This window comes from Metabacillus rhizolycopersici, assembly GCF_020075705.1.
In genome coordinates this window covers 1-24,321 of the sequence record NZ_JAIQUM010000074.1, presented here as the reverse complement: position 1 = coordinate 24,321, position 24,321 = coordinate 1, and the positions used below count along the sequence as shown (strand labels likewise).

Genomic DNA, 24,321 nt, shown 5'->3' with positions numbered 1-24,321 from the left:
AATTTTGATACATATTCTTTATACTCTCGAGTATGGTGCTTCCCCATTTGAACACGTCCTTTAATTAAATTATCTATATTATATCTTTATTCTCATTTCGACGTGTCCACTTTTAAGACTAACTCTACTAAAACTATAAAATGATTCAAATATGTTGTTTTATATATTCCTAAATATTGGAGGGATTAATTTTGACTACCGTAATGAACTTAAAAGAAAATTATTATTTTCCTTTTCAACCTGAAATCAAAATTAACACCAATGCTTACATAGAATTAAAACCTGTATACAGCTCAATCAGTAAAGATATTGCATTATTTTACCAATTTAAAACAAACAAGGAATTACCAATCTCTCTTTCCCTAATTCCCGATGGCTGTTTTGATATTTTGTTTTGTTGTAACTCAAGAAACCCATCTGCTTTTCTCTGGACAAGTCCGCTCCAACGACGTCAGCAACAAAATTTCGAAAATGACTGTGAGTATTTTGGCGTTAGATTTTTCCCTGAACAAGCAGTAATAAAGTTGAATTATTCAATGAGGAAGCTTTTAGATAAACAAATTCCATTATTTAATGTGATGTCCGCAGATTCATCTATTGAAGAAGTAATAGCAGCTGGTAAATCATTTGGAGAAAGGATTAAACGTTTTGAAAAGTTTTTAAATAGGGCTAATTTTACTATTAGTGATGATCAAAAGATTGTTAATTATGCTATTCAAAAAATTTATTCATCTAATGGCACATCAAATATAAACCACTTAGCAAATCAACTTGGATACTCTGAACAATATATTCGCAGAAAGTTCGAGGAATATATTGGATTTTCCCCAAAACAATTTTGTCAAATTGTTAAATTTCAAAATTCTTTAAATAGATTTCTCGAAACTGGTAGTGAAATAGGTAGCTCTGACTTATTAGATATCGTTCACGAGAATGGATATTATGATCAAGCACATTTTATTAGAGGTTTTAAAAAAATGATGAATTTAACACCTAAACAATATAAAAAAACATTAGTCAGAATCTAAGGTTCCAAAAGTTAATTATTTTATAATAGGAGAGGGATTCTAATGGCCGGGGTTATCCATAAATCAATGACGCTTTTAGCTTTATTAAAACCAAAAGACGGAAAAGAAGAATGGAGCACTACAGAAATCAGCAGGGAACTGACTATTCCAATCCAAACTGTCCATCGATTACTTAATTGTTTGTGTGAAGTTGGTTTCGCTGTTCAGAATAGGGAAACTCGGAAATTTCGTCTTGGATTTAAAATCATGGAGTTAGGGTTATCCGTAAGAGAAAATAGGGCTGTGCGAAGTGCTTCTTTGCCCTTTTTAATTAAACTATCAAATGAAACGAAGGAAAGTGTTTACTTATCAATTGCAGAAGGGTCTGAAGGTGTAATTATTGATTGTGTTAATTCATTAAATCCAATCTATAATTGTAATACAGATGTAGAGGGGAAACGTCTGCCTCTATCTGTCGATGCGGCTAACAAAGTTATTTTAGCTAATGTAAATCTTAGTTTAAGAGACAAGATTATTACAGAACTAATAAATCAAAACGTAGTAAAAGACAGAAATAACTTGGAAACAGAATTAAGAACGATAAAGAATTATAGATTTGCACTCTCTTATGGAGAGAAAATTGTTAGAATGACCAGCATTGCAGCTCCTATCTTTTCATAGGAAGATACAGTAGTAGCAGTTAGTATGTCCATCGACACTGAGTATCGCAGAGAAGATTTAAATAGATTTATTGATACTATCACAAATTACTCTAAGGCTATATCTGAAGAATTAGGATGGATTGTTAGGGTATAAATTTTTTAAGAATGTTTCAAAGTACTAACAGTGTTTCAGTTACTGTCTGTATATTCTTGGTTATAAAAATAACAGAATAAGGTGATCGACATGAGTCGTTTTGATGAAAAAACGTTTAACTGCGAAAAAGAATTAACATTAAATGTAATTGGTGGCAAGTGGAAAATGTTGATTATGTGGCACTTAGGAAAAAAAGGAACCCTCCGTTTCGGTCAATTAAAATCCCTAATTCCTGAAATAACACAGAGAATGCTTGTCAACCAATTACGGGAATTAGAAGAAGATTTAATCGTTCACCGCAAGATATATCCTGTTGTACCACCCAAGGTTGAATATTCTCTAACAGTACAAGGAAAGACATTAATGCCTATTCTTGAATCGATGTATGAGTGGGGTAAAAATTATCGTGAAAAATATTTAGAGCACACAAAGTTTATCGAGGACGCTAACTAATGTTTCTTAAATGAAAAAAACTCAAATGAGCGCCTCCTAAAAAACACCTTTATCCTTATGTCATTTTTTAAAATGATAACTACCATTAAATGGAATAGTTAGAAAAAAGCAACTTATTAAATCATATATAACACTTCCGATTTTACTTTTTGTATAAATACGCCTAAACATTGTTTTTTTGAATAAATAGATTGAAAGCTACTGTACTTGTCCGACAGTTCATGTGGAAGGTTATGGTGAAGTAATCACAGGAGATATTGACAGTAATTTAACGAAAACAAAAATTTCGTAGTTATCCCTTCAGAATTCCAGGCCAAAGATGGGAGAAAAAAGAAGTTCATATTAATTTAAACAAAGCCCTTAGTCTTTACCAACTGACTAAGGGCTATAAAAATCCAGAAATCTTTTTGCAATAAGAGCACAGCGTTGCATTTTCATTAAAAATCGAATCGACATTAAAGCTATTTGTTACATTTTGATATTATTTTTATCTCTTATATAACTATAGACATTTTGTCATATTCTTCGGTCTTACCATTTTTTTGTTCACCTATCTCTTGTTTGATAAAATACAACGTAATATTACTTTCATTAAAATGCATAATACTATTATCTAATTGAACTTCAATCGCACCTGTATTATGATTCCGTACATCAATTGTACCAGAGGAACTTGAATAGTCTGATGCCACTTTCACTTTATATGAACCTTTTTTAGGTAAGTAATAACTATGATCAATTTCAATTGTTACTATTGATTCATTACAATTTAATTGATCACTACGAACAACCTTCCCTTTAATTGAATAATAATCATCTAAATATAGAGGGATATGATGAACCTCACCTAGTTTTAACTTTTCCCTAATAATTGTTGAGCTAATTTTCTCATGATTATGTTCAAGTTTACTTATTGTTGTGATTTGAAATCTCCCATTACTATCTGACACCATTTCCTGCATATTACCTAATCCTTTAAAACCATATGTAAAATCAAAACCTGCAACAACATGTTGACATTTTAACCCTACTATATATTGCTCTACAAATTGTTGATGGGAAAATTTCGAAAAATCCGCATTAAAATTTACAATAAATAATTTTTCAACTCCCAAACTTTTAAACATTTCCTTTTTTACAGACAAAGGTGATAGATAATGATCTATTTTTTTTGTTTTACTAATGATGTTACTAGGATGAGGAAAAAATGTCATAACGGTAAATTTAATTTTCTCCTTTTCGGCAATTTCTTTTGCAGTTTCAATAATTTTTCTATGTCCTTTGTGTACACCATCAAAAAAGCCAAGTGCCATGACACACGGTTCACTATTAAGTGAAACTGTAAGATCAAGAGGTTGGTTTAAATTTACAACTTCCATTTTTTCATCACCCCAATTTTTTAGATTAGCTAATGTTTTTATATTGACCTTCAAAGAATGATAGAGGATTTCCATCATTTAATGAAATATCTGTAACTTCTCCAATATATAGTGTATGGTCACCTTCAACATGTGAATTATGAACATTGCATGTCAGATTAACAAGTGCACCATCAATTACTGGTAACTCATTCATCCATTTAAAGTCAACATCACGCTTTTCTTTTATTTGACCAGCGAAAATCATTGACATCTCTTGTTGATCTTCTGATAAAATACTGACAGCAAATTTCCCTGATTCTTTAATGTACTCATTCATTTTCGCCTTTTCCCCAATAGAGATTAACACTAGTTTAGGAGAAAGTGAAACTGACATAAATGCATTGGCTGTCATACCATGTGCTTCATTGTTTACTGAAGTTGTAATAATGGTAACACCTGTCGCGAATTTTCCCATTGCGTTTCGAAACTTACGATCATCCATTTTTCACTACACTCCTTTAGTTACGATTGATAATGACTAATTTCATTTCTGTCATTTCTTCAATTGCATATTTAATCCCTTCTTTACCTGTACCGCTTTCCTTCACGCCACCATAAGGCATATGATCGACACGGAAGGTTGGGATGTCATTAATGATAACTCCACCTACTTCTAATTCATCCGCTGCATCTAAAGCTTGTGCAATATCATTTGTGTAGATTCCCGCTTGCAAGCCATACTTAGAATTGTTTACGTGACCAATTGCCTCTTGCACTGACTTTACTTTGTTTACAATAACGATTGGAGCAAATACTTCCTGGCAAGAAACTTGCATGTTTGGATGGACATTCAAAATGACCGTAGGATATAGAGCATTATCTTCTGCGTATCCTCCGGTTGCAATAATCGCTCCACCGTCTTTCGCTTCTTTAATCCATGATAGTGTTCTTTCCACATCGTTCTCTGAAATTAAAGCAGAGACATTCGTATCTTCATCGAGTGGATTCCCTACCTTTAATTTCTTCGTTTCATCAACTAGCTTTTTTACAAATTCATCATACTCATCCTCATGGATATAAATACGCTGTAAAGAGATACATACCTGTCCTTGATTACTAAAGGCTCCTTGAACACATCTCGCTACGACCTTTTCCTGATCAATCCCCTTATCAATGATGACAGCCGCATTAGAGCCTAGTTCTAACGTTACGCGTTTTAAGCCAGCGCGATTTCTAATTCCAATCCCAACAGCAGGACTACCGGTAAATGTAATCATATTGACACGGTCATCCATGACAATTCCATCACCAATTATTTTCCCACTGCCTGTCACAACGTTTAAAGCTCCATCTGGAAGCCCTGCTTCTTGCAAGAGATCTGCAATGAAGAAGGAAGATAGCGGTGTTTGCATGGCAGGCTTTAATACGATTGTATTTCCTGCAGCAATTGCAGGACCAATCTTATGTGCAACAAGATTCATAGGAAAGTTAAAAGGTGTGATTGCACCGATAACCCCAAGCGGCTCTCTCACTGTGTAAGCTAATCGATTCTCTCCTCCTGGTGCCGCATCTAAAGAAATCGTTTCGCCACCAATACGTGTTGCTTCCGCAGCAGCAAATTTATATGTTTGAATTGTACGCCTTACTTCTTCTCTTGCTGCTGTTAAAGGCTTTGCAGCTTCGGTGGCAATAATTGTTGCTGCTTCTTCAAATCGATTTCCTAACAAAACAACTAATTTCTCAAGTATTGCTGAACGCTGATGAATTGGCATTTTTGCCATCTTTTTTCGAGAAGCATGTGCTGCTGAAATAGCCTCATTCAAGTCTTCCTTTGTAGCTATCGCAATTTCAGCAATCGGTTCTAACGTGTAAGGAGATTTTAAAAGGGAATAATTCTCTGTTTCAAGCCATTTTCCATTAACAAATATTTTTTTTTCATAATTCGTACCATTCTTTATCACTGACAAGCACCTCCGATCCAACTATCGTCGCTCTAATTCTATATTTCCATTATTCAATTAATTATGTTATTCTTAGAATAATAGTAAAAGAAACGACAGATTTACTGAGTTTGGCCGCACAGTCAAATGCCGTTCTTTCACCAATTCTAAATTAAAAGTTTCTATTGTCTATTCGTTTATTAGATAACAAACACTGGTTTAGCTTGCTTTAATTTTCCAGGCTCTGTTGTGATTTGTTCTCCAGTTTCAATATCTAAAACAGTTGATGCTTCATTAAACCAGCAGTCTGGTGCTTCTGCTCCCCAGAACGTTTGGCGACGTTTATCATTTAAATCCCAACGAACTGGTTTGAAATCTGGATCACTTGTTAAATAGTCTCCATTGTATAATTCGATACGGTGTCCATCCGGATCTCTTAAATATAAGAAGAACGCATTGGATAAACCGTGGCGTGCAGGTCCACGTTCAATATTGTCTGCATAACCAAGAGCTGCAAGTACATCACATCCTTGAATTAGAGCCATTGGATCGCTTAACCAGTAAGCTACGTGGTGAACACGTGGTCCTTTCCCATTCATAAACGCTACATCATGTACACTTGGTTTCCGATGAATCCACGCTGCCCAAAGCTTTCCATCCTCATCATCCGTGTACTCTGAACACGCAAACCCTAAGTCATTAATGTAGAAATCATACGCCTTTTGTACATCTGGTACCATATTGTTGAAGTGATCGATACGCTGTGCCTTCGCTCCTTGATATAAATCGTATCGTTGTAGCATTCTTTCTGCTGTATCCATTTTGGCAAAAAACTCAACCGGTAAGCCTGAAATGTCTTGAACTCGTAATGCACGTCCAACTGCATGCTGACTACCTTCTTCAAGCCATTTTGTTTTTAATCCCTTTTGTTCAAATAATGCAGCTAATCGATCTAAATCCTCTTCAGAGCGTACTTTGTAGCTTGTTACCTCAATATTCGGAGTGTCTGCTTTTTTCAAGACAAGACTATGGTGAACATGCTCTTCAAGACCTCTTAAGTAAATAGCAGAATCATCAGACTCTGTTTCAATTAAGCCAAGCCCTTTTACATAAAACTCACGAGATTTTTCTAAATCAGTTACATGTAGGATTGCTCTTGCCGTACGGATAATATCAAAATTTACGCTCATTTTAAAATCCCCCTTATACGTTTAGAAAATTAGTATTTGTATTTTTTACTGCATTTCCTAAGAAGTCCTTCACTCTAGCCTTCAACACATCTTTCGCTTCATAGTTATCAAAATATGTCATACCCATTCTGATTGGGTCTCCGAAGAAATAGTACTCATAATGCATTTGTCTGCTTCCAAACGCACTCATTGTAATATCCCAAGCTAAACGGAATAGTTGTACACGCTCATAACCTTCTAAATTTTTACCTTGTAATCCACGATGAGCGATTGCTCCAATATCTGGATTACTAAAATCAGCTTGTGTTGGAATTCCCATTAATCCAGATGCACCTAACACACGTAAGATTTCAACAAGACGCGGATAGATTCTTGGGTACCAGTTACGAGCAGCATCTAATGCTTCAAAATCTGGTGTCATTGTTCCCCATTTGTCTAGCTTTGCGTTGTGTTCAGCACGGTAAAGATGCGATTTCATCGCTTCAAGCGCTAGCATAATTTCTGTTCCTTTGTCTTTCACGTGTTGGAACCCATCAATTCCAATGGCATCCATTACTGATAAAGCAACACCTAGTACAAATTCAGTTTTTACGATATTTTTAGAAATAACTTGGTGTGACATATGAACAACAGCATTTGTTTCACGGAACGTACGATTACAAATAGATGAGTTTCCACAAACAAATACTCGTTCCCAAGGTACGAAAACGTTTTCAAACGAAACGATTGCATCTCCCTCTTCAAATCTAGATCCAAGTGGATGATCATAAGCATTTTTTCCATAATCAAATGACTCACGGCTAATATATTTCAGACCTGGAGTATTGTTTGGAATCGCAAATGCTAATGAATATGGATCATCTTCTTCACCCGCTTTTTTAACAGTTGAAGGGAAAACAAGTATTTCATCCGTGATCCCACCTTGAGTCGCTAACAAACGGATTCCATCAACAATGATTCCTTCGTCCGTTTTTTCCACGAGATGAAGAGATACGTTTGCATCCTTTTGTTCACTCTGTGCTTTTGCACGGTTCACTTGAGGGTGAATAAGCGTATGTGTTAAACTGATATCATTTTCTCTAGCAAATTCGTAATATTTACGTGCATTTTCAGCAAACATTGGATCTGCTTCAGCAAATAATTCATTAGAAACACCCATCGCCATAACTTCTGCATTTAGGTAGTCAGGTGAACGTCCCATCATACCTCCTGAAGTAAGTGCCCACTCCTGAATCGCTTCACGTCTTGCCATCACATCGTCAATTGTTTTAGGTTGTAACCATGTAGTCCCTACTTTTTCACCAGTTGTTGGCGATGTATATAGCATTTTTTCAGGTTTTTCAAACTGAAGGTCATAAAGGTTTGCCATCGATTGAATGACGCCCTTTAAACCTGGATGTTCTGTAACGTCCTTTACTCTTTCCCCGTGAATATAAATATTGTTATTTGCCTTTTTTAAACGCTCAATATACTCTTTGCCTGTTTTTGCTCCCATGAATTTGCCCCCCTAAATGTTGATGGTTTATTTTTTCTTTCCGAATTGTGGAATGTGATGGTCACCAATTGCGACATGAATGACTGTCGGTTCTGTATAGAATTCAAAGATTGCGTAATGTCCGCCCTCTCGACCAATTCCGCTTGCTTTCGTACCTCCGAATGGAATACGAAGATCACGTGTGTTTTGTGAATTGATCCAGATCATCCCTGCTTCTACTGCTTGTGCTACACGATGTCCGCGTTTAATATCATTTGTCCAAACGAACCCTGCAAGACCGTATTTGATGTCATTTGCTACTGCAATAACCTCTTCTTCTGTTTCAAATTCGATTACCGCCATGACAGGTCCAAAAATTTCGTCCTGACAAACTTTCATATCGTTAGTTGCATTTAATAATAATGTTGGTGGAACATAGTTACCTGCCTTAAATTCCTCAGGCACAACACCCTGAACAACTTCACAGCCTTCTTGTTTTGCAATCTCAATATACTCTCTTACTTTGTTAAAATGTCCTGTTTCAATTAATGGACCAAGCTCTGTGGAAGGATCCATTGGATCACCAATTTTTATATTTAGGACTCTTTCTTTTAATGCTTCAACAAACTTTTCTTTAATATTTTTGTGTAAGAACACTCTTGAGTTTGATGTACAACGTTCACCGTTGAATGAGAAGATCCCCCATACTGCGGCATCTAACGCGCGGTCAAGATCTGCATCCTCAAAAACGATTAATGGTGATTTCCCACCGAGTTCCATCGATGTTTTCTTTAAAGTATCTGCGGCATTTTTAATAATTGTTGTTCCTGTAACTGTCTCACCAGTGAACGAAATGGCTTCAACATCAGGGTGTTTAACAAGTGCATCGCCTGCTGTTTCACCAAAGCCATGAACAACATTAAATACACCTTTTGGTAAATCAGCTTTATCAATAATTTCAGCTAGTTTATTCGCTGTTAATGGTGATAGCTCAGCTGGTTTTAAAACGACTGTATTTCCAGTTGCAAGTGCCGGAGCTACTTTCCAAGTTTCTAACATGAATGGGGCATTCCATGGTGTAATTAAACCGACAACACCTAATGGTTTATAAATCGTATAGTTAATAAACTCATTATCTACTTGATAAGCATCCCCATGAAGTCTAGACTCTACCATTTTTGCATAGAAACGGAAGTTTGAAGCGGCACGTGCAGCCATATTTCTTGTTTGACCAATCGGTAGACCAGTATCAATTGCCTCTAATCTCGCAATTTCTTCATTTTCTTCGTCAATAAGATCAGCGATACGATTGATATACTTCATACGTTCGGCAATTTTCATTGTTCCCCACGTATTGTCAGACGCGTCTTTCGCTGCAGCAACTGCTAGATTAATATCTTCTTTATGTCCCTCAGCAATGTTATTAATAATTTCATTCGTAAAAGGACTTTTATTTCCAAATGTCGTACCAGATTGTGACTGAACAAATTCACCATTAATATATAACTTCACATCTTCTACTTTTAAGCTTGTCTGTACACTACTTTTTTCAGTAACTTTGTTTACCAAAGTTTTCACCCCTTTTAACATATTTCCGATAAAAGTTTCCTTCTTCGGTGATGGGTAATTGACTACAGTATAGAAGCAATCAGAGAAGCATTGATTGCTTCTATATTCATAGTCTTAAATTAATAGATCTCTTCATTTATTTTGATAGAACATTCTCAGGTAGATCTACGTGTTGTTTAAGTACACTTCTTACTTCATCTTGCAATTCTTGTGTTGGTAAATCCATCGGTAATCGTAAAACTGGCTTGATTTTACCCATCATTCCTAATGCAGCCTTAATTGGTGCTGGATTTGTATCTTTAAATAGGACATCGTTTAATTCCATGATTTCATAGTGAAGATCTTGTGATTTTTGTATTTCACCTTTAGCCCATAAGTTATAAATTTCTGCCACTTTATCAGGAATGATATTTGCTGTTGCACTAATATGTCCTGCTCCACCAATTGCAAGCATTGGATAGCAAAGCAATTCAATTCCTGAGTATACGTTGAAATCTCTTCCGCATTTTAACAACACACGGTTAATATGTTCAAAGTCTTTATTTGATTCTTTTACACCGATAATGTTCGGACATGCATTTTTTAATTTCACCATTGTGTCAATCTCTAAATTAACTGCTGTTCTTCCTGGAATGTTATAAAGAATGACTGGAATATCAACTGAATCTGCAATTGCCTTAAAGTGTTTAAATAACGCATGCTGTGATGGTTTATTGTAATAAGGAACAATAACAAGTACTGCATCTGCACCTATTTCTTGTGCCTTTTTCGTTAAGTAAAGAGCTTCTTTATGATTTGTCGATCCTGTTCCTGGAATAAATGGAACTCTACCATCGATTACTTTTGCTGCTGTTTCCATTACCTGAACTCTTTCCTCAATTGTTAACGAGCTAGGTTCTCCGGAAGTTCCAGTTACTGAAATACCATGACTTCCACTTTCAATATGCCAATTGACTAATTTTTCAAATGTTTCGAAGTCAATTGATCCATCTTCATTAAATGGAGTAATGACTGGTGATATTGATCCTCTTAATCTTTGTTTTGCTTCATCATATCTAGACATACTATAAATCTCTCCTTTAAATTAGTGGATATTTTGCGAAAACTCTTTCTGTAAACCCTTTCATACGTAGTGTAACACGCTGTGAACCATATGGAAAATATTGAAAATGTTCGTTTTGTATATGAAAAACATATAGAACAAGTGATCTATCTAACTTGATTCGTCTAGGCCACATAAGCCCATCATGAATGGCCTGACCTTAGATAGAATAGGCTTTAGCGCTAGATCTTATGGTCACGATGTTTACATAAAAATAGGTACGTCCCATTACAAGCACACATAATGAACATACAATGATCAAACAAGAAAAGGTTTGCCATCAGAGATAATCATTCCTAGTGGCAAACCTTCCTTTATCATTTAATCTTCATTCTTAAAATACTTCATAATCTAGCTCAATAACTATCAGTTAAATACAATGTTTCCAGCGCTTTTCTCTGAATTTATCCAAGTATCTGATGTCCATCCTGTCAGGTCGTAATCACTTAAAGCTTGATCAACGAATGCTTTATATTTTGCTGATTGACCAGCTGTATCTGCCATTTTAAGGGTGTCTAAACGTATGCCCTCTTGATTCCCTGCATAGTTAATTTCATACAATTCACCACGTCCCCCGAACTCTGTTCCAATCGCATCCCAAACTAATTTTAATAATTTAACACGTTTCTCAGCAGTTATCCCATCAGAACCTTTATAGTATTTATCTAAATATTGACGAATTTCAGGATTTAAAAAGTCTTGTGCACTTGAAGGCAATTGAATAAGTCCTCCAGCAACAACTTGAGCAAAAATTTCTTTAATTTTAGGCCAAACCATCGGTGCAAATGTACGATATGCAGTCGCATATGTGCTATTAGGTAATACATATCCATTAGGCGCTTCTTCTGGATCAAGTGCCATTGCAGTTGAAATTGACCAAAACATATTTCTCCAAGCAATGACTTCCCCAATGCTTGCCTGTACCCCTCTAAATTGATTTGAGCCAGCAGCTTCAGTTGCTTTCATCAACAAACCTACCATAAAATCAAGTTTTACAGCGAAACGCGTACATCCTTGGAATGTATAACGATTCAGCCAACCAGTTTTAGGTCTGAAACCATTCGTAATTTCTATATTTCTGTAAGCTAAAATATCTTCCCACGGAATGAATACATTGTCTAATACAATTACGGCATCATTTTCATCAAAACGACTTGATAGTGGATAATCAAAAGGTGTTCCTAATTTTGTTGCGATTTCTTCATAAGATTGGCGGCTAATCATTTTTAAACCTGGTGCATTCATTGGAACAAAGAAGATTAACGCATGGCTATCATCTCCTGGAAGAACAGGTGCAAAGTTCGCTACGAAATTATAATTTGTTAATGCTGCAGATGTTCCTACCATTTTGGCACCGCTTACAATAATCCCATTATCTCTTTCCTCAACAGCACGAACAAATACTTCTTTATTTTTTTCCAGTGGTTGGCCACGATCTAATTGCGGATTAACAATCGTATGATTACAGAAAGGAACATCTTTTTGTGCTTTTTTATACCATCTTCTAGCATTGTCTTCAAAGCCCTCATAAAAATCTGCATATGGTCCAAGAGAACCTGTAAAAGCTGCTTTATAATCAGGTGTACGTCCCATAAATCCATAGCTTAGTCTTGACCACTCTGCCATGGCATCCCTTGCTTCCAATAATTCCTGTGCACTTTTTGAAGCTTTGAAAAATTTATGTGTTTTAAATCCAAATTCAGATTCCGTCGTAAGGATCGGTGCCGTTTTTGGATCATGCAAAGCATCATACATCCGTGCAATTGATCTTGCCGAATTTCGATAAGCCGGATGTGTTGTAACATCCTCCACCTTTTCCCCATTCAAATAAACAACACGACCATCCCTCAAGCTTTCCAAATACTCTTTACCAGTTAACATAAAATCAACCTCCATTGTCATTTGATTATTTTGATTAACTAAATAATAACAATGGATTCTATGACAATACCTGTCTAATATTCTACATTTAAAAGACAACTTCTGTTGGTTCTAGTTAAGCTATCTATCTTTTTCTTAATCTATTTTTATCTCTCCTTCTACGATTAGAACCTGTAATGTAATAAATAGTTGATAGCCAACAGTCGGATGACGAATTTCTTTTCCTAGTAAAGTTTCGATTTTCTTTATTCTGTAACGCAATCCACTCATAGACAGCATAAGTTCATCCATCGTCTTCTCGAGATTACAGGAATTCGCCAAAAATACATATAGAGTTTTAATGAGCTCTGCATGATCCTGCTTCTTTTCATATAGTGGTCCTAATAAATGTTTCGCCTTTTGTTTGACCGGTTCCTTATTTTGAGCGTGAATCAACATACCAACAACGCCAAGCTCTTCAAAACAAATGATTCTATTCGAAGAAGTAGACATCCGCAATGCTGTAATAGACTCTTCGTAATATTCTTTTGCTCGATCGATATCTTCAGCTAAAGTGCTAATTCCCATTTTGAACGAGCAATCTAAAAAACGTTTCGCTAACGAATTCATAAATCGTTTATTTACATTTACAATATTTTCGTTTTCTGAATCAATTTGCATCAGGATAATAATGTGTCCATTACGTTGTCCAATTAGGACATTTGAACAACCTTTAAAATAGGTGAACACGAACTCCATAATCTGTTCGTGATCATGCAACTCATTTTCCAATGTTTCATTGAAGCGACTATATTTTAGCGAAATAAGATAATAAGGCCGATCTAGAGGAATATTCACATAACGGCCACGCTTTACTATTTCTCCTTTCGAGGAAAAACTCCCGTTAATGATTTGTTCAAGAAAATGGCCCTTCACCCGCTCCAATGCTTCAAAGGAATTTTTCTCATTTAGCATATAAAGGGAACAAACCGTTGCTACTCTTTCCAAAATCATTTGATCCACTTCTGTATGTTCCTTAGATTCTTTGTCATAGATAAACGAACAATAGCCAACAATCCTTTTTCCAAGTACAATTGATGTTACAAGTCGCTGATAATGTGGATAAGTGAAATGATGTGTTTGATGAGCATATCCACTTAAATCCTCCCCATTCTGCCGATCATTTTTATGATCTGACACTACTTCTTCCGCTCTACTAGAAGGTAGACCCGCAAATGAAACTGGAGCGAACTCCACATCTTCAACAACAATTGGACGTTTCGTTGTTTCAAAAACAATATTCACAATTGATTGCAAATCGTTACCGCTTATTAATTCTTCTGTTAATCTTTTATGAATCGAGAGTGTGGTCGAAAGATTATTACGTTCTTCAAGCAATTTCTCATATGTTTGTTCTAATTCTTTTACAATTGTTTTATTTTCATAGTATTGTAATTCATTATCTACCTGCCCACCCCATTCGTGGAGGGATTTACCAATATATTGACAGGTTTCATTTCCAGAAGCTTTACACGCTATTTCTTTAAAAATAACAGTATGCTGACAAATACCAGAATAATAACCGCTCGCATAACCAATCAGTGTATAACAAACTGGTAATGGTGACGTTCCAAATTGATGAACATGTTCTTCTGCTTCATAGGAACTATACCAGTTTCCTTCAACATGAACAGATTTTACTGAACCATTCGAATCATAATCTACTTGAAGATGTGAAGTTTTCACTTTCGTATACCCTTGCATCATATGTAAAACTGGACCTTGTCGTAAAATATCTTTAATAGAGGGGAGGTCTTTTTGAAGCATCTTCTTTGCATCATTCATTCCTAAATTCCATCCATAACGAATTAGAAATCCTTTCATCCGATCCATTCCAATATTTTCAATCAAGTCTTTACGGAGTGTTCCAAAAACAGATGATGAAGTCAAAATCATCCTTTCGTTTTCAAGATAAAGCGCCCCGTCTTCTTTTATCATTTGTTGATGAAATTGCATCTTCTCCACCTTCTTATCTAAATTTTTTCTGCAGGTCATCCTTTTAAATCCATGATAAAATACAAAGTACCATTACTTTCAGCATAATGTGGATGATCCCTACTTAACTATCCTTCCAATCGACTTTTTATGAAGTTTTATATGTAAACCCTTTCATATAAGTGTAACATGTGGTAAATTATATGAAAATATTGGATATTCCTGTTTAGTTATGTAGAAAGGGATTGAACTAGGACAAAACACATTAAAATCTATACCTTTTCAAATGACAAACCACCACTCATTTTATCAGCAGCAAGAAATTCAAGGAGGACAAAAATGGATATTAAACAACTTCACTATTTTTGTACAATTGTTCAAGAAGGCCAAATAACTCGTGCAGCAAAAAAACTTCATATGGCACAACCTCCTCTCAGTCAGCAACTTAAACTATTAGAACAAGAACTTGGCGTTAAATTATTTGATCGAAATGGGAGAACACTAGATTTAACTGAATCAGGAAAAGTTCTTTATAAAAGAGCCAAAAGAATCCTATCACAAGTAAGTGAAACAATGGTGGAAGTGAAAGAAACAGATGAAGGGATTAAAGGCGTACTTTCCATTGGCGCAAGTAAATCATGCTTTGCTTACTTACCAGATCGTATCCGAAAATTCCGAGAAAAGTATCCGCAAGTAACGTTCCAATTAAGAGAAGGAGATACCTCTTACATTGGCGAATTGTTAAAAAACAGAGAAATTGAATTAGCGATAACTCGGCTACCATTAGAAATGAGCGACATTTCAATGATTCGCTTCCCAATAGAACCCTATGTATTGGTTATTCCAGATACTTGGCAGGATCAAATAAAAAACAAATTTTCCATCAAAATGATTGATATTAAGGACTTCCCATTATTACTCTTACACCGTATAAATGGAAAAGGACAATTTGAGCTTGTCGTCAATGAATGTCGAAATCACGGCTTTGAACCGAACGTAGTTCTTGAGTGTCCAGATGTTTCTATGTTGCTACAACTCGTTTCTGCAGGTGTCGGAGCAACGATCGTACCAAAGTCGACCCTTTTATCACATCAATCTAATAACACTCTTACGATTGAACTAGAAGACGCTTCTATTATGTCTGAATCCGCGATTATTTGGCTGAAAGATCGTTATTTATCCAAAAGTGCTCATCGATTAATTGAATCTTTTCCAAAGGTTACTGGTTGATTCCACACTAACTTTATCTATCTATCATCCTATTACAATTTTAATGAAGCAAGACTTATCCGATTTTTACGGACAGTTATCCCGCCTACCTTCTTTGTTGCTCGTGAATTTCGAGGTAGGTGTTTTACTGTCCGTTAAGAATTGGATCAATTCTGCATTTGAAATCATATATGAAATCATATATATTTTTCTCATAGAAGGTAGGGATTAATCGATGAGGAAAAAAACGAATAAACGACAAATTGCTTATGATGTCATACGCTCAAGAATCGTAGACGGAGTTTATGTTCCAGGACAAAGAATTATAATTGATCAAATTGCCAAAGAAGTTGGCTCCAGCCATATTCCCGTTCGCGAGGCTATTCACCAGTTAGAATCTGAGCAATTCATTGAATACAAACCAAACGTTGGAGCAATCATCCGAGGTATCAACGATGATTTATATAAAGAAACACTTCATGTTTTGGCACTCCTTGAAGGCTATGCAACAGCCTTAAGTTGTAACTATATGACACATGATGGAATCGAAAAGCTCAAAGAATATAATCAGGAGATGAAAGAATCTCTTACTAGTTTCGATCTAGAAAAAATTGGACAACTCAATAGGCAGTTTCATAATTACATTTATTCATTCTGTCCTAATAAACTCCTGTTGAGCAATATCCAACAGTTGCTGGAACGATTAGATACCGTAAGAAAATCTGAGTTTACATTTTATCCAAAACGAACGCCAAAATCTATTCAAGAGCATGACCAGCTAATTGAATTATTATCTGAAGGGAAGGATTTACAAAAAATTGAAGCTACAGCAAGACAGCATAAGTTAAACACCCTACAAGCATTTATTGATCAGGAATAGTACTAAAGCGCTGGAGCTGGATATCGTGTGCTTAACTAGAGTACAAGAATTTTATAAATTCCTAAGCAACAAGAAAAGAGGTTATCTTAAAGGATATGATCCTGATGAGATAGCCTCTTTCCTTTGCTTCTATCCTGTTAATCACACTTTGCACACGCAATTAGTGCTGAACTACACCTTTTACATCACTTCCTGTATTCGACTTGATGAGAATTTCCGAAAAGTTATCCTCTTCGACCGATTTCTTACTTGCACCGATTTTCGTTCCAATATAACAAGCTAAGAAACCTAATGGAATCGAAATAATACCTGGTGAAGCAAGCGGGAAAATTGGTTCTCCAGTAAATAAAGCGACCCCTGGTACAGGATTCCACAGATTTGGGCTTAACGCAACCAATACTAGTGTCCCGATTAAGCCAACTAACATACCGAATATTGCTCCTGTTTTATTGAATTTTTTCCAGTAGATTGTAAATAAAATAACTGGTAAATTCGAACTTGCAGCAAGTGTAAATGCAAGTGAGGCTAAAAATGCAACATTAAATTGTTGAAGGGATAATGATAGGGTAATTGAAATAATTGTGATGATAATTGATGATATACGAACCATATTCATTTGCTGTTTCTCCGTCGCTTTTCCATCTTTTAAAATTTCGTTATAGATATCATGTGAAAAAGCAGTTGCTCCAGTTACTACGATACCAGCAACAACAGCTAGGATTGTTGCAAAAGAAACAGCTGAAATAAAGGCAAACATAAGATCTCCGCCTACTAACTGCGCTAACAAAGGCGCGGCCATATTTCCCGCTGCATTAGCCTCGATAATATTCGGAACTCCAACTAACTTTGCAGCTCCAAAGCCTAGAAAAATAACCATGACATGAAATCCACCCATGATCCACATAACCCAAACGACAGATTTTCTAGCTACTTGAGCGTTTGGTACCGTAAGAAAGCGGACTAAAACGTGAGGTAGCCCAGCTGTTCCTAATAAAAGGCCAAGTGTTAAGGAAGCCGCATCCCAACCACTAGTATATTTTACACCAGGATTTAAGAAATCTGCTCCAATCGGTGTAGCCGACTTCATTTCTGAGAAAATTCCTATAAAATCAAAATTCAATTGCCACATCACCATGATAAACAGAATAAATGTACCACCAACTAAGAGGATTGCTTTAATGATTTGCACCCAGCTTGTTGCTGTCATACCACCAAATAGAACAAACGCTAACATTCCGATTCCCACGATGATAACCGAAACATTAAACGGAATACCTAATAATAATTTAAACAAAGCACCTGCCGCCACAAGTTGTCCAAGCATATAAAAGATTGAAATGACGATTGTATTAATTGCGGTTACACCACGGACTTGCTTATATTTATAGCGAGAAGTTATCATATCACCTAAAGTATATTTACCAAGATTACGTAATGGTTCTGCAACTAAAAATAAGATAACTAGGAAAGATACAAGCGCAGGATACATTAGGAAAAATCCGTCATACCCTGTTAACGCAAAAGCCCCGATCAATCCAAGAAATGTAGAAGCAGACATAAAATCACCAGCTAATGCTAAACCATTTTGCCTAGCTGTCAAACCACCTCCAGCTGTATAAAACGAACCAGCTGTTTTTGTTTTTTTAGAAGCAAAATACGTAATCAGCAGTGTCCCGACTGTTATAACGGCAAATAGAATTATGACATTTAACCCCATATCTTACAGACCTTCTTTCTCTAAAATTTCTTTAGCCTTGCCGTCAAAATAAGCAGCTTTTTTCACATAAAAACTACACACCCATAGTGACACAGGGATAAAAGATAAACCATAAATCCAAGCCCATGTAATATCTCCAATTACTTGATGATTTAATATGTCTGTATAAAATGTAAGAAACGGTAACAGTAGTGAGTAAGACAAATAAAAAACTGAATACGGCAGAATAAACCTTTTCTTTTCTGAGACTAGTTGTTTAAATTCCTCAGTTTTAGCTATTCTGTCATAATTAACATGTTGATCCTTCTCTTCATAAATAACATTCTCACTCGATTGATTCATCTTTATCAGCACCCCTTTTTCATAGCAACTAAAAGATCTACTTAATCATTTTCTGATCAAAGATTGTTTCTTTCAAATACATTGGATAATAATAATTTAAACGATTATTTTTACATTGCTTATCCGACTTGATCGAACTCCTCCCCATATTTAGAATTTTCAAGATCAGAAAACTCCCTCTTGAAAACCCTTTCAAAAAATACTCTATCATGCTTTAAGTTTGATAGAAAAATATAAATTACGTATGGTTTGAATACAAAAAAAGTATAATACCACTCAAAGTTGATGTAAAAAACGTTTACCAGGTTTATTTAAACTCAACTCCGAATTAATTTTTTAAATAGTTTGAAAATTATATAATAATCATATATGATTTTATATATGATTTACTTTTTCCTGTACCCTTTCAATCTATTTTCTTATTATCGTCAATAAACATTTCCAAAGGAGTGAAGATCATGAGTAAAGCAATCGTGAGGTTTAACGGATATCAAAACACGGAAGAAATAAAAGTTGAACCATCAAGCAACTCAATGTATTTAAATGATAATCAATTTACTACAGCACAAATCCCCCTAGGGGCTCCAATAACTGGAACAGTATATGGTACTTTATTAAACTATAAGGGTGATCTTGCTGCTTTAGGTGATGCCGTTAATGAAGCACCCTATAAACAATCGCCTAAAGCTCCTATTTTATATATAAAACCTATTAATACAATTACTGGTTTTCATACGCCAATCCCATTACCACTAGATGTTTCCGAGCTTCAAATCGGTGCAGCCCTAGGCGTTGTAATCGGGAAAAACGCGACAAATGTAGCTGAGGAAGAAGCCTTAGACTATGTGTCAGGGTACACAATCGTAAACGATGTCAGTATTCCACACGAAAGTGTCTATCGACCAGCAATTAGCCAAAAGGCAAGAGATGGTTTTTGTCCTGTAGGTCCTTGGATCATTGAACGTGATGTAATCGCTGATCCGAATCAACTTACAATTCAAGTATTTATAAACGGAGAGTTAAAGCAACAAAACACAACGGCTAATTTAATTCGTCCAGTAGCACGACTTATATCTGACATTACATCATTTATGACTTTATACGAGGGCGACACAGTACTAGTCGGCGTACCGGAAAATCCGCCATTCGCAAAGGAAGGCGATCTTGTAAGAATTGAAATAGAAGGAATTGGCGCATTAGAGAACATCGTCAAAGCAGAAGTAAATTGCCCTTTAAAGGAGGATTTAAAATGAAGCATGCACGTGTAGCATTTAAAGGAGCGATCCATCATGCAGTAGAAACAGATGGTCATCTTAAGTTAGATAATGGTCAAATTGTTAGTGAAGAAGAAGTAGTATGGTTACCACCTATTGAACCAAGAACTGTTTTTGCCTTAGGTCTAAACTATGCAGATCATGCAGCAGAGCTTGCATTTAAAGCACCTACCGAACCGTTAGTATTCTTAAAAGGACCAAACACTTTTATTGGGCATCAGGCAGAAACATATCGTCCTGCAGATGTCACATACATGCATTATGAATGTGAGCTAGGCGTTGTGATTGGCCGTTCTGGACGTAACATAAAACAGGAAGATGCTTACGATTATGTTTCAGGATATACTGTCGCAAATGACTATGCTATTCGTGACTATTTAGAAAATTACTATCGCCCAAATTTAAGGGTGAAAAATCGAGATACATGTACACCAATCGGTCCTTGGTTTGTGGATGCAAAGGATATTCAAGATCCAATGAATCTAAAATTGCGTACATATGTAAATGGTACGATTACGCAAGAAGGAACGACAAAGGATATGGTTTTTAGTATTCCAATGTTAATAGAGTATTTAAGTAGTTTCATGACACTAAATAAAAATGATATTATTCTTACCGGTACACCAAAGGGCTCTGTCGATACGAAAGTTGGCGATGTCGTTATTACAGAAGTTGAAGGCGTAGGGCGACTTGTTAACACAATTGTCGGGGATTAAGAAAAGCGCAAGCGCCTTGTTCAGCCCCGACAAGCATAAGACGCTCAGGAATAGAAGGTGTTCTTTGCCTTCAATTCCTGAGTGGCTTATGACCTCGAGGGGCTAGGCACTGGAGCTGGACACGAAAACTAAGTCAAAAAATTTATACTTTCTTATCCTTTAAAAAAGGTATAGATAAATCCCCCATTATTTAATAGGCGTTTTACTGCCGTTTCAATCTATTCTGGCCGATTAATAATGATATTGGAGAGGAATTAGATGCCACATTTTGTTGTTGAATATACAAATAACATTAAGGACGAAGCAAATATACCCCTTCTTCTAGAAAAGGTAAACAAGATCTTGATTGCTAAATCCCCTATCTTTCCTACTGGTGGAATTCGATCACGTGCAATTGAGCTTAATGATTATTATATTGCTGATGGTGAAGAAGATGATGCATTTGTTCATGCAACATTAAAGATTGGTGCCGGTCGACCTGATGACATAAAAAAGGCTACATGTGATGAAGTATTTGCTACAATCAAGGACCATTTTTCCAGTTTATACAATAAGCGCTATCTGGCACTCTCAATGGAGCTTTTTGAATTTAGTGAGGCTGGCACATATAAACAGAACAATATTCATTCACGATTTAAAAAATAGTTTCGTCATGAGATGCTTCTAATTCAATAAGAAAACGCTACTCCGCTTATCAACTTACAAGCCCACAAATTATTCTCTTCATTAATTTGTGGGCTATTCATTTCCTTTTTTCTAACCATTTCAATACCAGTTCAGCACTAATCTACTTTTCCATCTTAGCTAGATAAGCATATTAATTTCTCGGATCTACATAATCAGGATAATCCGTTATGATTGCATCTACTTTTATATCTAATAGAAAATCGGCAGCCTCTTGACTTCGTACTGTCCAAGACCCTATTTTCATGCCAAGTGAATGAACTTGATTAACTAATTCTTCTGTTACAATTCCATAATTTGGATTGAAATAATCGGCATAACTTGAAAACTCTTGTAATGCTTGTTCTGTTGTGTGTGCTCTTGAAGAAGTTAACACACCAATCGGAACCTTCGGAACGAGATCATTCATTTTTTTCATTGATTCATGGTTAAATGATTGAATGATTATTTTTTCATTTTGTGGTTTATCAAGATGACGTTCTCGTAATTTTTCAGCTACACTTTCTTCAATGCCAGGATAAAGCTCTGGAGCCTTTAATTCTACTAAAATACCAATTTTACCATGATATCGTTCAAGAACTTCATCAAATGTCGGAATTTGTTCACCTGCAAATTGTTCACCTTTCCAACTCCCTGCATCAAGACTTCTAAGCTGATCAAATGTTAATTCACCAACTTTTCCAGTACCATCCGTTGTACGGTTTACTGTCGTATCATGGATAATGACTAATTTGCCATCTTTGCTTCGTTGGACATCAATTTCAATGTAATCTGCTTTCATTTCTACCGCTTTATCAAAAGCAGAAATCGTATTTTCAGGTGCATATGCTGAAGCACCCCGGTGGGCAACATTATCAACCTTTCTTAAATCCCCTGTCGTAAATTCTGCTGCAAAAGTTTGACTTAAAGGACTCAATAATAAGGTTAACGCAACACCCGCACCTACCAATAATTTTTTCTTCATTTTCTCCATCTCCTTCGTTAAATATGAATACAACCATCATTTTAGAAAAGAAATGTTTACTCTGTATGTAGATTTAATTACAAAAAAATAATGTTTATGTGAAAATAATTAGTTCTTTCAACTTAATTTTATTTACAACTCTACTATCTATATTCACTAAAAATCGATACAAGTCTATTTCCCAAAGGGGTTAAGAGAATAGACAGACAAGTCTAAGAAAATCCAAATCGAATACTTTGCCTAAAAACAGTGATGATGATCCATGTATTTTTTAAAATGTAAGTCTAGTTACCCTTACTATTCATTCTGACGTTTTGCATCAACTCCGCCGAATGATTTAGATGTTTAGTATTGATGTTGTCATATATGACTAATACTCTAATACGACTTACGGTAGAGATTTCCTATTGAGGATAAAATGGAGAAACTTTAGCTAAAGCTGGTACGTCTGGTCACATATGGTACAGTTTGTAACATGTCTATAACATAACTGTAACAACGTCATACAACTGTTAGCTCCTTGTCCTATAAAAACTCGTTTTTCATGTTAAGATAAGACTCATTGATTAGCAACAACTTAGCTAAACGAGGAGGAAATAAAATGAAAAAAAGCATTTTATCAATCATTACAGTTGCTGCTCTATCTGTAGGGATTGCTGGGAACGCATCAGCTGAAGAAATTACAGTAGAAACTGGAGACACACTTTGGGATATTGCTGAACAAAAAGAGGTGTCAGTGGAAGAATTACAAGAATGGAACGACTTAACAGATGATCTTATACACCCTGAAGATAAATTAACGATTCAAGAATACTACGAAATACTGAAAGGCGATTCACTTTGGGACATTGCCCAAGCTCACAACCTTTCTATTCATGACTTAAAAGAGTGGAATAACATTAACTCTCATATTATTCAACCAGGTGACATGCTAATCATTGATCATAAGGATAAAGGCAAAGAAACTTCATCTTCAATCGCAACAGTGAAAAAACAAGAGAATACTACAGAAGTAGAGGAAGCTTCATCAAAACCGGCTGAAGTACCTGCTAAAAAAGAGGGAACGGCTAAAACAACAGAACCAGCTGAAACATCTACTGAAAAAGAGGTAACAGTTAAAACAACAGAACCGGCTGAAACATCTACCGAAAAAGAGGTAACAGTTAAAACAACAGAACCGACTGAAAAATCTACTGAAAAAGTGTTAACAGTAGAAGCAACAGCTTATACAGCAAACTGTGAAGGCTGTTCTGGAACAACGAAAACAGGTATCGATTTACATGCAAATCCAGATAAAAAGGTAATTGCTGTAGATCCAGACGTAATCCCACTTGGTTCTACCGTTCATGTAGAAGGTTATGGTGAAGCCATTGCGGGCGATATTGGTGGCGGCATTAACGGCAACGAAATCGACGTATTTATCCCTTCAGAATCACATGCAAAAAAATGGGGTAGAAAAGAAGTTCAAGTTAAAATTTTAGATTAATTAAGAAAAGCGCAAGCGCCTTGATCAGCCTCAGGCAAATAAGACGTTCTTGAATAGAAGGTGTTTTTGACCTTAAATTCAAGAGTGGCTAGGCGCCTTTCGCTAGACAATTCTCGAAGTCAAAACTTATAAATTCTTATAAATAAAACCCTTAGTTCTGAGGTGACCCCTAAAAGTTAGAGTTTTATATTAAGCAGCTAATTGGCTGGTATGAATCCGGTATTGAACGGGACTCATGCCTGCCAATTTTTTCTTTATACGCTTGATATTATAATACTCTAT

Annotated in this window: 22 protein-coding genes; 9 read left to right on the top strand and 13 right to left on the bottom strand. The window is 35.7% G+C overall.

Translation table 11 applies throughout. The features are described 5' to 3' along the window. Positions 1-191 precede the first annotated feature (191 nt). The 3 genes from K9V48_RS22435 to K9V48_RS22425 all read left to right on the top strand — a co-directional run bounded on the left by K9V48_RS22435 (position 192) and on the right by K9V48_RS22425 (position 2,276). Positions 192-1,028, top strand: a complete 837-nt coding sequence (locus tag K9V48_RS22435; RefSeq protein ID WP_224141353.1) for a helix-turn-helix domain-containing protein — start codon at positions 192-194, stop codon at positions 1,026-1,028. 42 nt (positions 1,029-1,070) lie between these two features. Further along, positions 1,071-1,688 carry an IclR family transcriptional regulator gene (locus K9V48_RS22430; protein ID WP_224141352.1) on the top strand — a complete coding sequence of 206 codons (618 nt, stop codon included), beginning with the start codon at positions 1,071-1,073 and terminating at the stop codon, positions 1,686-1,688. A 225-nt stretch (positions 1,689-1,913) separates the two neighbouring features. After that, the gene (locus tag K9V48_RS22425) at positions 1,914-2,276 is read left to right on the top strand and encodes a winged helix-turn-helix transcriptional regulator (protein WP_224141351.1); all 363 of its coding nucleotides are present in this window, start codon (positions 1,914-1,916) and stop codon (positions 2,274-2,276) included. A gap of 494 nt (positions 2,277-2,770) precedes the next feature. Here K9V48_RS22425 and K9V48_RS22420 read toward each other — a convergent pair whose 3' ends face one another. The 9 genes from K9V48_RS22420 to K9V48_RS22380 all read right to left on the bottom strand — a co-directional run bounded on the left by K9V48_RS22420 (position 2,771) and on the right by K9V48_RS22380 (position 14,788). Next, complete coding sequence (locus tag K9V48_RS22420; protein WP_224141350.1) at positions 2,771-3,655, bottom strand: FAD synthetase family protein; 885 nt, start codon at positions 3,653-3,655, stop codon at positions 2,771-2,773. 25 nt (positions 3,656-3,680) lie between these two features. Beyond that, positions 3,681-4,139 (bottom strand): flavin reductase family protein, encoded by a 459-nt coding sequence (locus tag K9V48_RS22415; RefSeq protein ID WP_224141349.1) that lies wholly within the window; start codon positions 4,137-4,139, stop codon positions 3,681-3,683. Positions 4,140-4,155: 16 nt separating this feature from the next. Then, positions 4,156-5,595: an aldehyde dehydrogenase family protein gene (locus tag K9V48_RS22410; protein WP_224141354.1), complete on the bottom strand. Its 1,440-nt coding sequence runs from the start codon at positions 5,593-5,595 to the stop codon at positions 4,156-4,158. A gap of 182 nt (positions 5,596-5,777) precedes the next feature. Then, complete coding sequence (gene hpaD, locus K9V48_RS22405; protein WP_224141348.1) at positions 5,778-6,767, bottom strand: 3,4-dihydroxyphenylacetate 2,3-dioxygenase; 990 nt, start codon at positions 6,765-6,767, stop codon at positions 5,778-5,780. A 13-nt stretch (positions 6,768-6,780) separates the two neighbouring features. After that, complete coding sequence (hpaB, locus tag K9V48_RS22400) at positions 6,781-8,262, bottom strand: 4-hydroxyphenylacetate 3-monooxygenase, oxygenase component (RefSeq protein ID WP_224141347.1); 1,482 nt, start codon at positions 8,260-8,262, stop codon at positions 6,781-6,783. Between the two features lie 27 nt (positions 8,263-8,289). Beyond that, positions 8,290-9,810 (bottom strand): 5-carboxymethyl-2-hydroxymuconate semialdehyde dehydrogenase, encoded by a 1,521-nt coding sequence (gene hpaE, locus K9V48_RS22395; RefSeq protein ID WP_224141346.1) that lies wholly within the window; start codon positions 9,808-9,810, stop codon positions 8,290-8,292. Between the two features lie 136 nt (positions 9,811-9,946). Further along, entirely contained in the window at positions 9,947-10,873 is a 927-nt protein-coding gene (gene hpaI, locus K9V48_RS22390) for a 2,4-dihydroxyhept-2-ene-1,7-dioic acid aldolase (protein WP_224141345.1), read from the bottom strand. A 405-nt stretch (positions 10,874-11,278) separates the two neighbouring features. Continuing rightward, a complete protein-coding gene (locus K9V48_RS22385) occupies positions 11,279-12,793 on the bottom strand; it encodes a 4-hydroxyphenylacetate 3-hydroxylase family protein (RefSeq protein WP_224141344.1) in 1,515 nt (504 codons plus the stop codon). 135 nt (positions 12,794-12,928) lie between these two features. Further along, a complete protein-coding gene (locus tag K9V48_RS22380) occupies positions 12,929-14,788 on the bottom strand; it encodes a XylR N-terminal domain-containing protein (RefSeq protein WP_224141343.1) in 1,860 nt (619 codons plus the stop codon). Positions 14,789-15,106: 318 nt separating this feature from the next. On the opposite strand from K9V48_RS22380, the gene K9V48_RS22375 reads away from it, so the two are divergent. Continuing rightward, positions 15,107-15,997, top strand: coding sequence for a LysR family transcriptional regulator (locus K9V48_RS22375; RefSeq protein WP_224141342.1), 891 nt, complete (start codon positions 15,107-15,109; stop codon positions 15,995-15,997). A 214-nt stretch (positions 15,998-16,211) separates the two neighbouring features. Continuing rightward, complete coding sequence (locus K9V48_RS22370; protein WP_224141341.1) at positions 16,212-16,856, top strand: GntR family transcriptional regulator; 645 nt, start codon at positions 16,212-16,214, stop codon at positions 16,854-16,856. Positions 16,857-17,016: 160 nt separating this feature from the next. Here K9V48_RS22370 and K9V48_RS22365 read toward each other — a convergent pair whose 3' ends face one another. After that, positions 17,017-18,573, bottom strand: coding sequence for a solute symporter family protein (locus K9V48_RS22365; RefSeq protein WP_224141340.1), 1,557 nt, complete (start codon positions 18,571-18,573; stop codon positions 17,017-17,019). 3 nt (positions 18,574-18,576) lie between these two features. Then, complete coding sequence (locus K9V48_RS22360) at positions 18,577-18,915, bottom strand: DUF485 domain-containing protein (protein ID WP_224141339.1); 339 nt, start codon at positions 18,913-18,915, stop codon at positions 18,577-18,579. 458 nt (positions 18,916-19,373) lie between these two features. Between K9V48_RS22360 and K9V48_RS22355 the strand changes: the two genes are divergently transcribed. From K9V48_RS22355 to K9V48_RS22345, 3 genes are all read left to right on the top strand, one after another. Continuing rightward, positions 19,374-20,168, top strand: coding sequence for a fumarylacetoacetate hydrolase family protein (locus K9V48_RS22355; RefSeq protein WP_224141338.1), 795 nt, complete (start codon positions 19,374-19,376; stop codon positions 20,166-20,168). Then, on the top strand, positions 20,165-20,905 hold the full coding sequence (locus K9V48_RS22350; RefSeq protein ID WP_224141337.1) for a fumarylacetoacetate hydrolase family protein: 741 nt from the start codon (positions 20,165-20,167) through the stop codon (positions 20,903-20,905). Before K9V48_RS22355 ends, K9V48_RS22350 begins: the two co-directional genes overlap by 4 nt. 258 nt (positions 20,906-21,163) lie before the next feature. Next, positions 21,164-21,550 carry a 5-carboxymethyl-2-hydroxymuconate Delta-isomerase gene (locus K9V48_RS22345; protein WP_224141336.1) on the top strand — a complete coding sequence of 129 codons (387 nt, stop codon included), beginning with the start codon at positions 21,164-21,166 and terminating at the stop codon, positions 21,548-21,550. A gap of 172 nt (positions 21,551-21,722) precedes the next feature. Here K9V48_RS22345 and K9V48_RS22340 read toward each other — a convergent pair whose 3' ends face one another. Continuing rightward, positions 21,723-22,553: a glycerophosphodiester phosphodiesterase gene (locus tag K9V48_RS22340; RefSeq protein WP_224141335.1), complete on the bottom strand. Its 831-nt coding sequence runs from the start codon at positions 22,551-22,553 to the stop codon at positions 21,723-21,725. 601 nt (positions 22,554-23,154) lie between these two features. On the opposite strand from K9V48_RS22340, the gene K9V48_RS22335 reads away from it, so the two are divergent. Beyond that, the gene (locus K9V48_RS22335; RefSeq protein WP_224141334.1) at positions 23,155-24,039 is read left to right on the top strand and encodes a LysM peptidoglycan-binding domain-containing protein; all 885 of its coding nucleotides are present in this window, start codon (positions 23,155-23,157) and stop codon (positions 24,037-24,039) included. Positions 24,040-24,228: 189 nt separating this feature from the next. Here the strand turns inward: K9V48_RS22335 and K9V48_RS22330 are convergent. Continuing rightward, the coding region (locus tag K9V48_RS22330; RefSeq protein WP_224141067.1) for an IS3 family transposase at positions 24,229-24,321 on the bottom strand (93 nt) is incomplete at its 5' end.

Bases quoted from the DNA above. Each gene is read 5' to 3' on its own strand.
- K9V48_RS22345 (WP_224141336.1), top strand. From the start codon at position 21,164: ATGCCACATTTTGTTGTTGAATATACAAATAACATTAAGGACGAAGCA.
- K9V48_RS22350 (WP_224141337.1), top strand. From the start codon at position 20,165: ATGAAGCATGCACGTGTAGCATTTAAAGGAGCGATCCATCATGCAGTA.
- K9V48_RS22430 (WP_224141352.1), top strand. From the start codon at position 1,071: ATGGCCGGGGTTATCCATAAATCAATGACGCTTTTAGCTTTATTAAAA.
- K9V48_RS22335 (WP_224141334.1), top strand. From the start codon at position 23,155: ATGAAAAAAAGCATTTTATCAATCATTACAGTTGCTGCTCTATCTGTA.
- K9V48_RS22380 (WP_224141343.1), bottom strand. From the start codon at position 14,788: ATGCAATTTCATCAACAAATGATAAAAGAAGACGGGGCGCTTTATCTT.
- hpaI (WP_224141345.1), bottom strand. From the start codon at position 10,873: ATGTCTAGATATGATGAAGCAAAACAAAGATTAAGAGGATCAATATCA.
- K9V48_RS22360 (WP_224141339.1), bottom strand. From the start codon at position 18,915: ATGAATCAATCGAGTGAGAATGTTATTTATGAAGAGAAGGATCAACAT.
- K9V48_RS22415 (WP_224141349.1), bottom strand. From the start codon at position 4,139: ATGGATGATCGTAAGTTTCGAAACGCAATGGGAAAATTCGCGACAGGT.
- hpaD (WP_224141348.1), bottom strand. From the start codon at position 6,767: ATGAGCGTAAATTTTGATATTATCCGTACGGCAAGAGCAATCCTACAT.
- K9V48_RS22385 (WP_224141344.1), bottom strand. From the start codon at position 12,793: ATGTTAACTGGTAAAGAGTATTTGGAAAGCTTGAGGGATGGTCGTGTT.
- hpaB (WP_224141347.1), bottom strand. From the start codon at position 8,262: ATGGGAGCAAAAACAGGCAAAGAGTATATTGAGCGTTTAAAAAAGGCA.
- K9V48_RS22340 (WP_224141335.1), bottom strand. From the start codon at position 22,553: ATGAAGAAAAAATTATTGGTAGGTGCGGGTGTTGCGTTAACCTTATTA.
- K9V48_RS22365 (WP_224141340.1), bottom strand. From the start codon at position 18,573: ATGGGGTTAAATGTCATAATTCTATTTGCCGTTATAACAGTCGGGACA.
- K9V48_RS22370 (WP_224141341.1), top strand. From the start codon at position 16,212: ATGAGGAAAAAAACGAATAAACGACAAATTGCTTATGATGTCATACGC.
- K9V48_RS22355 (WP_224141338.1), top strand. From the start codon at position 19,374: ATGAGTAAAGCAATCGTGAGGTTTAACGGATATCAAAACACGGAAGAA.
- K9V48_RS22420 (WP_224141350.1), bottom strand. From the start codon at position 3,655: ATGGAAGTTGTAAATTTAAACCAACCTCTTGATCTTACAGTTTCACTT.
- K9V48_RS22425 (WP_224141351.1), top strand. From the start codon at position 1,914: ATGAGTCGTTTTGATGAAAAAACGTTTAACTGCGAAAAAGAATTAACA.
- K9V48_RS22375 (WP_224141342.1), top strand. From the start codon at position 15,107: ATGGATATTAAACAACTTCACTATTTTTGTACAATTGTTCAAGAAGGC.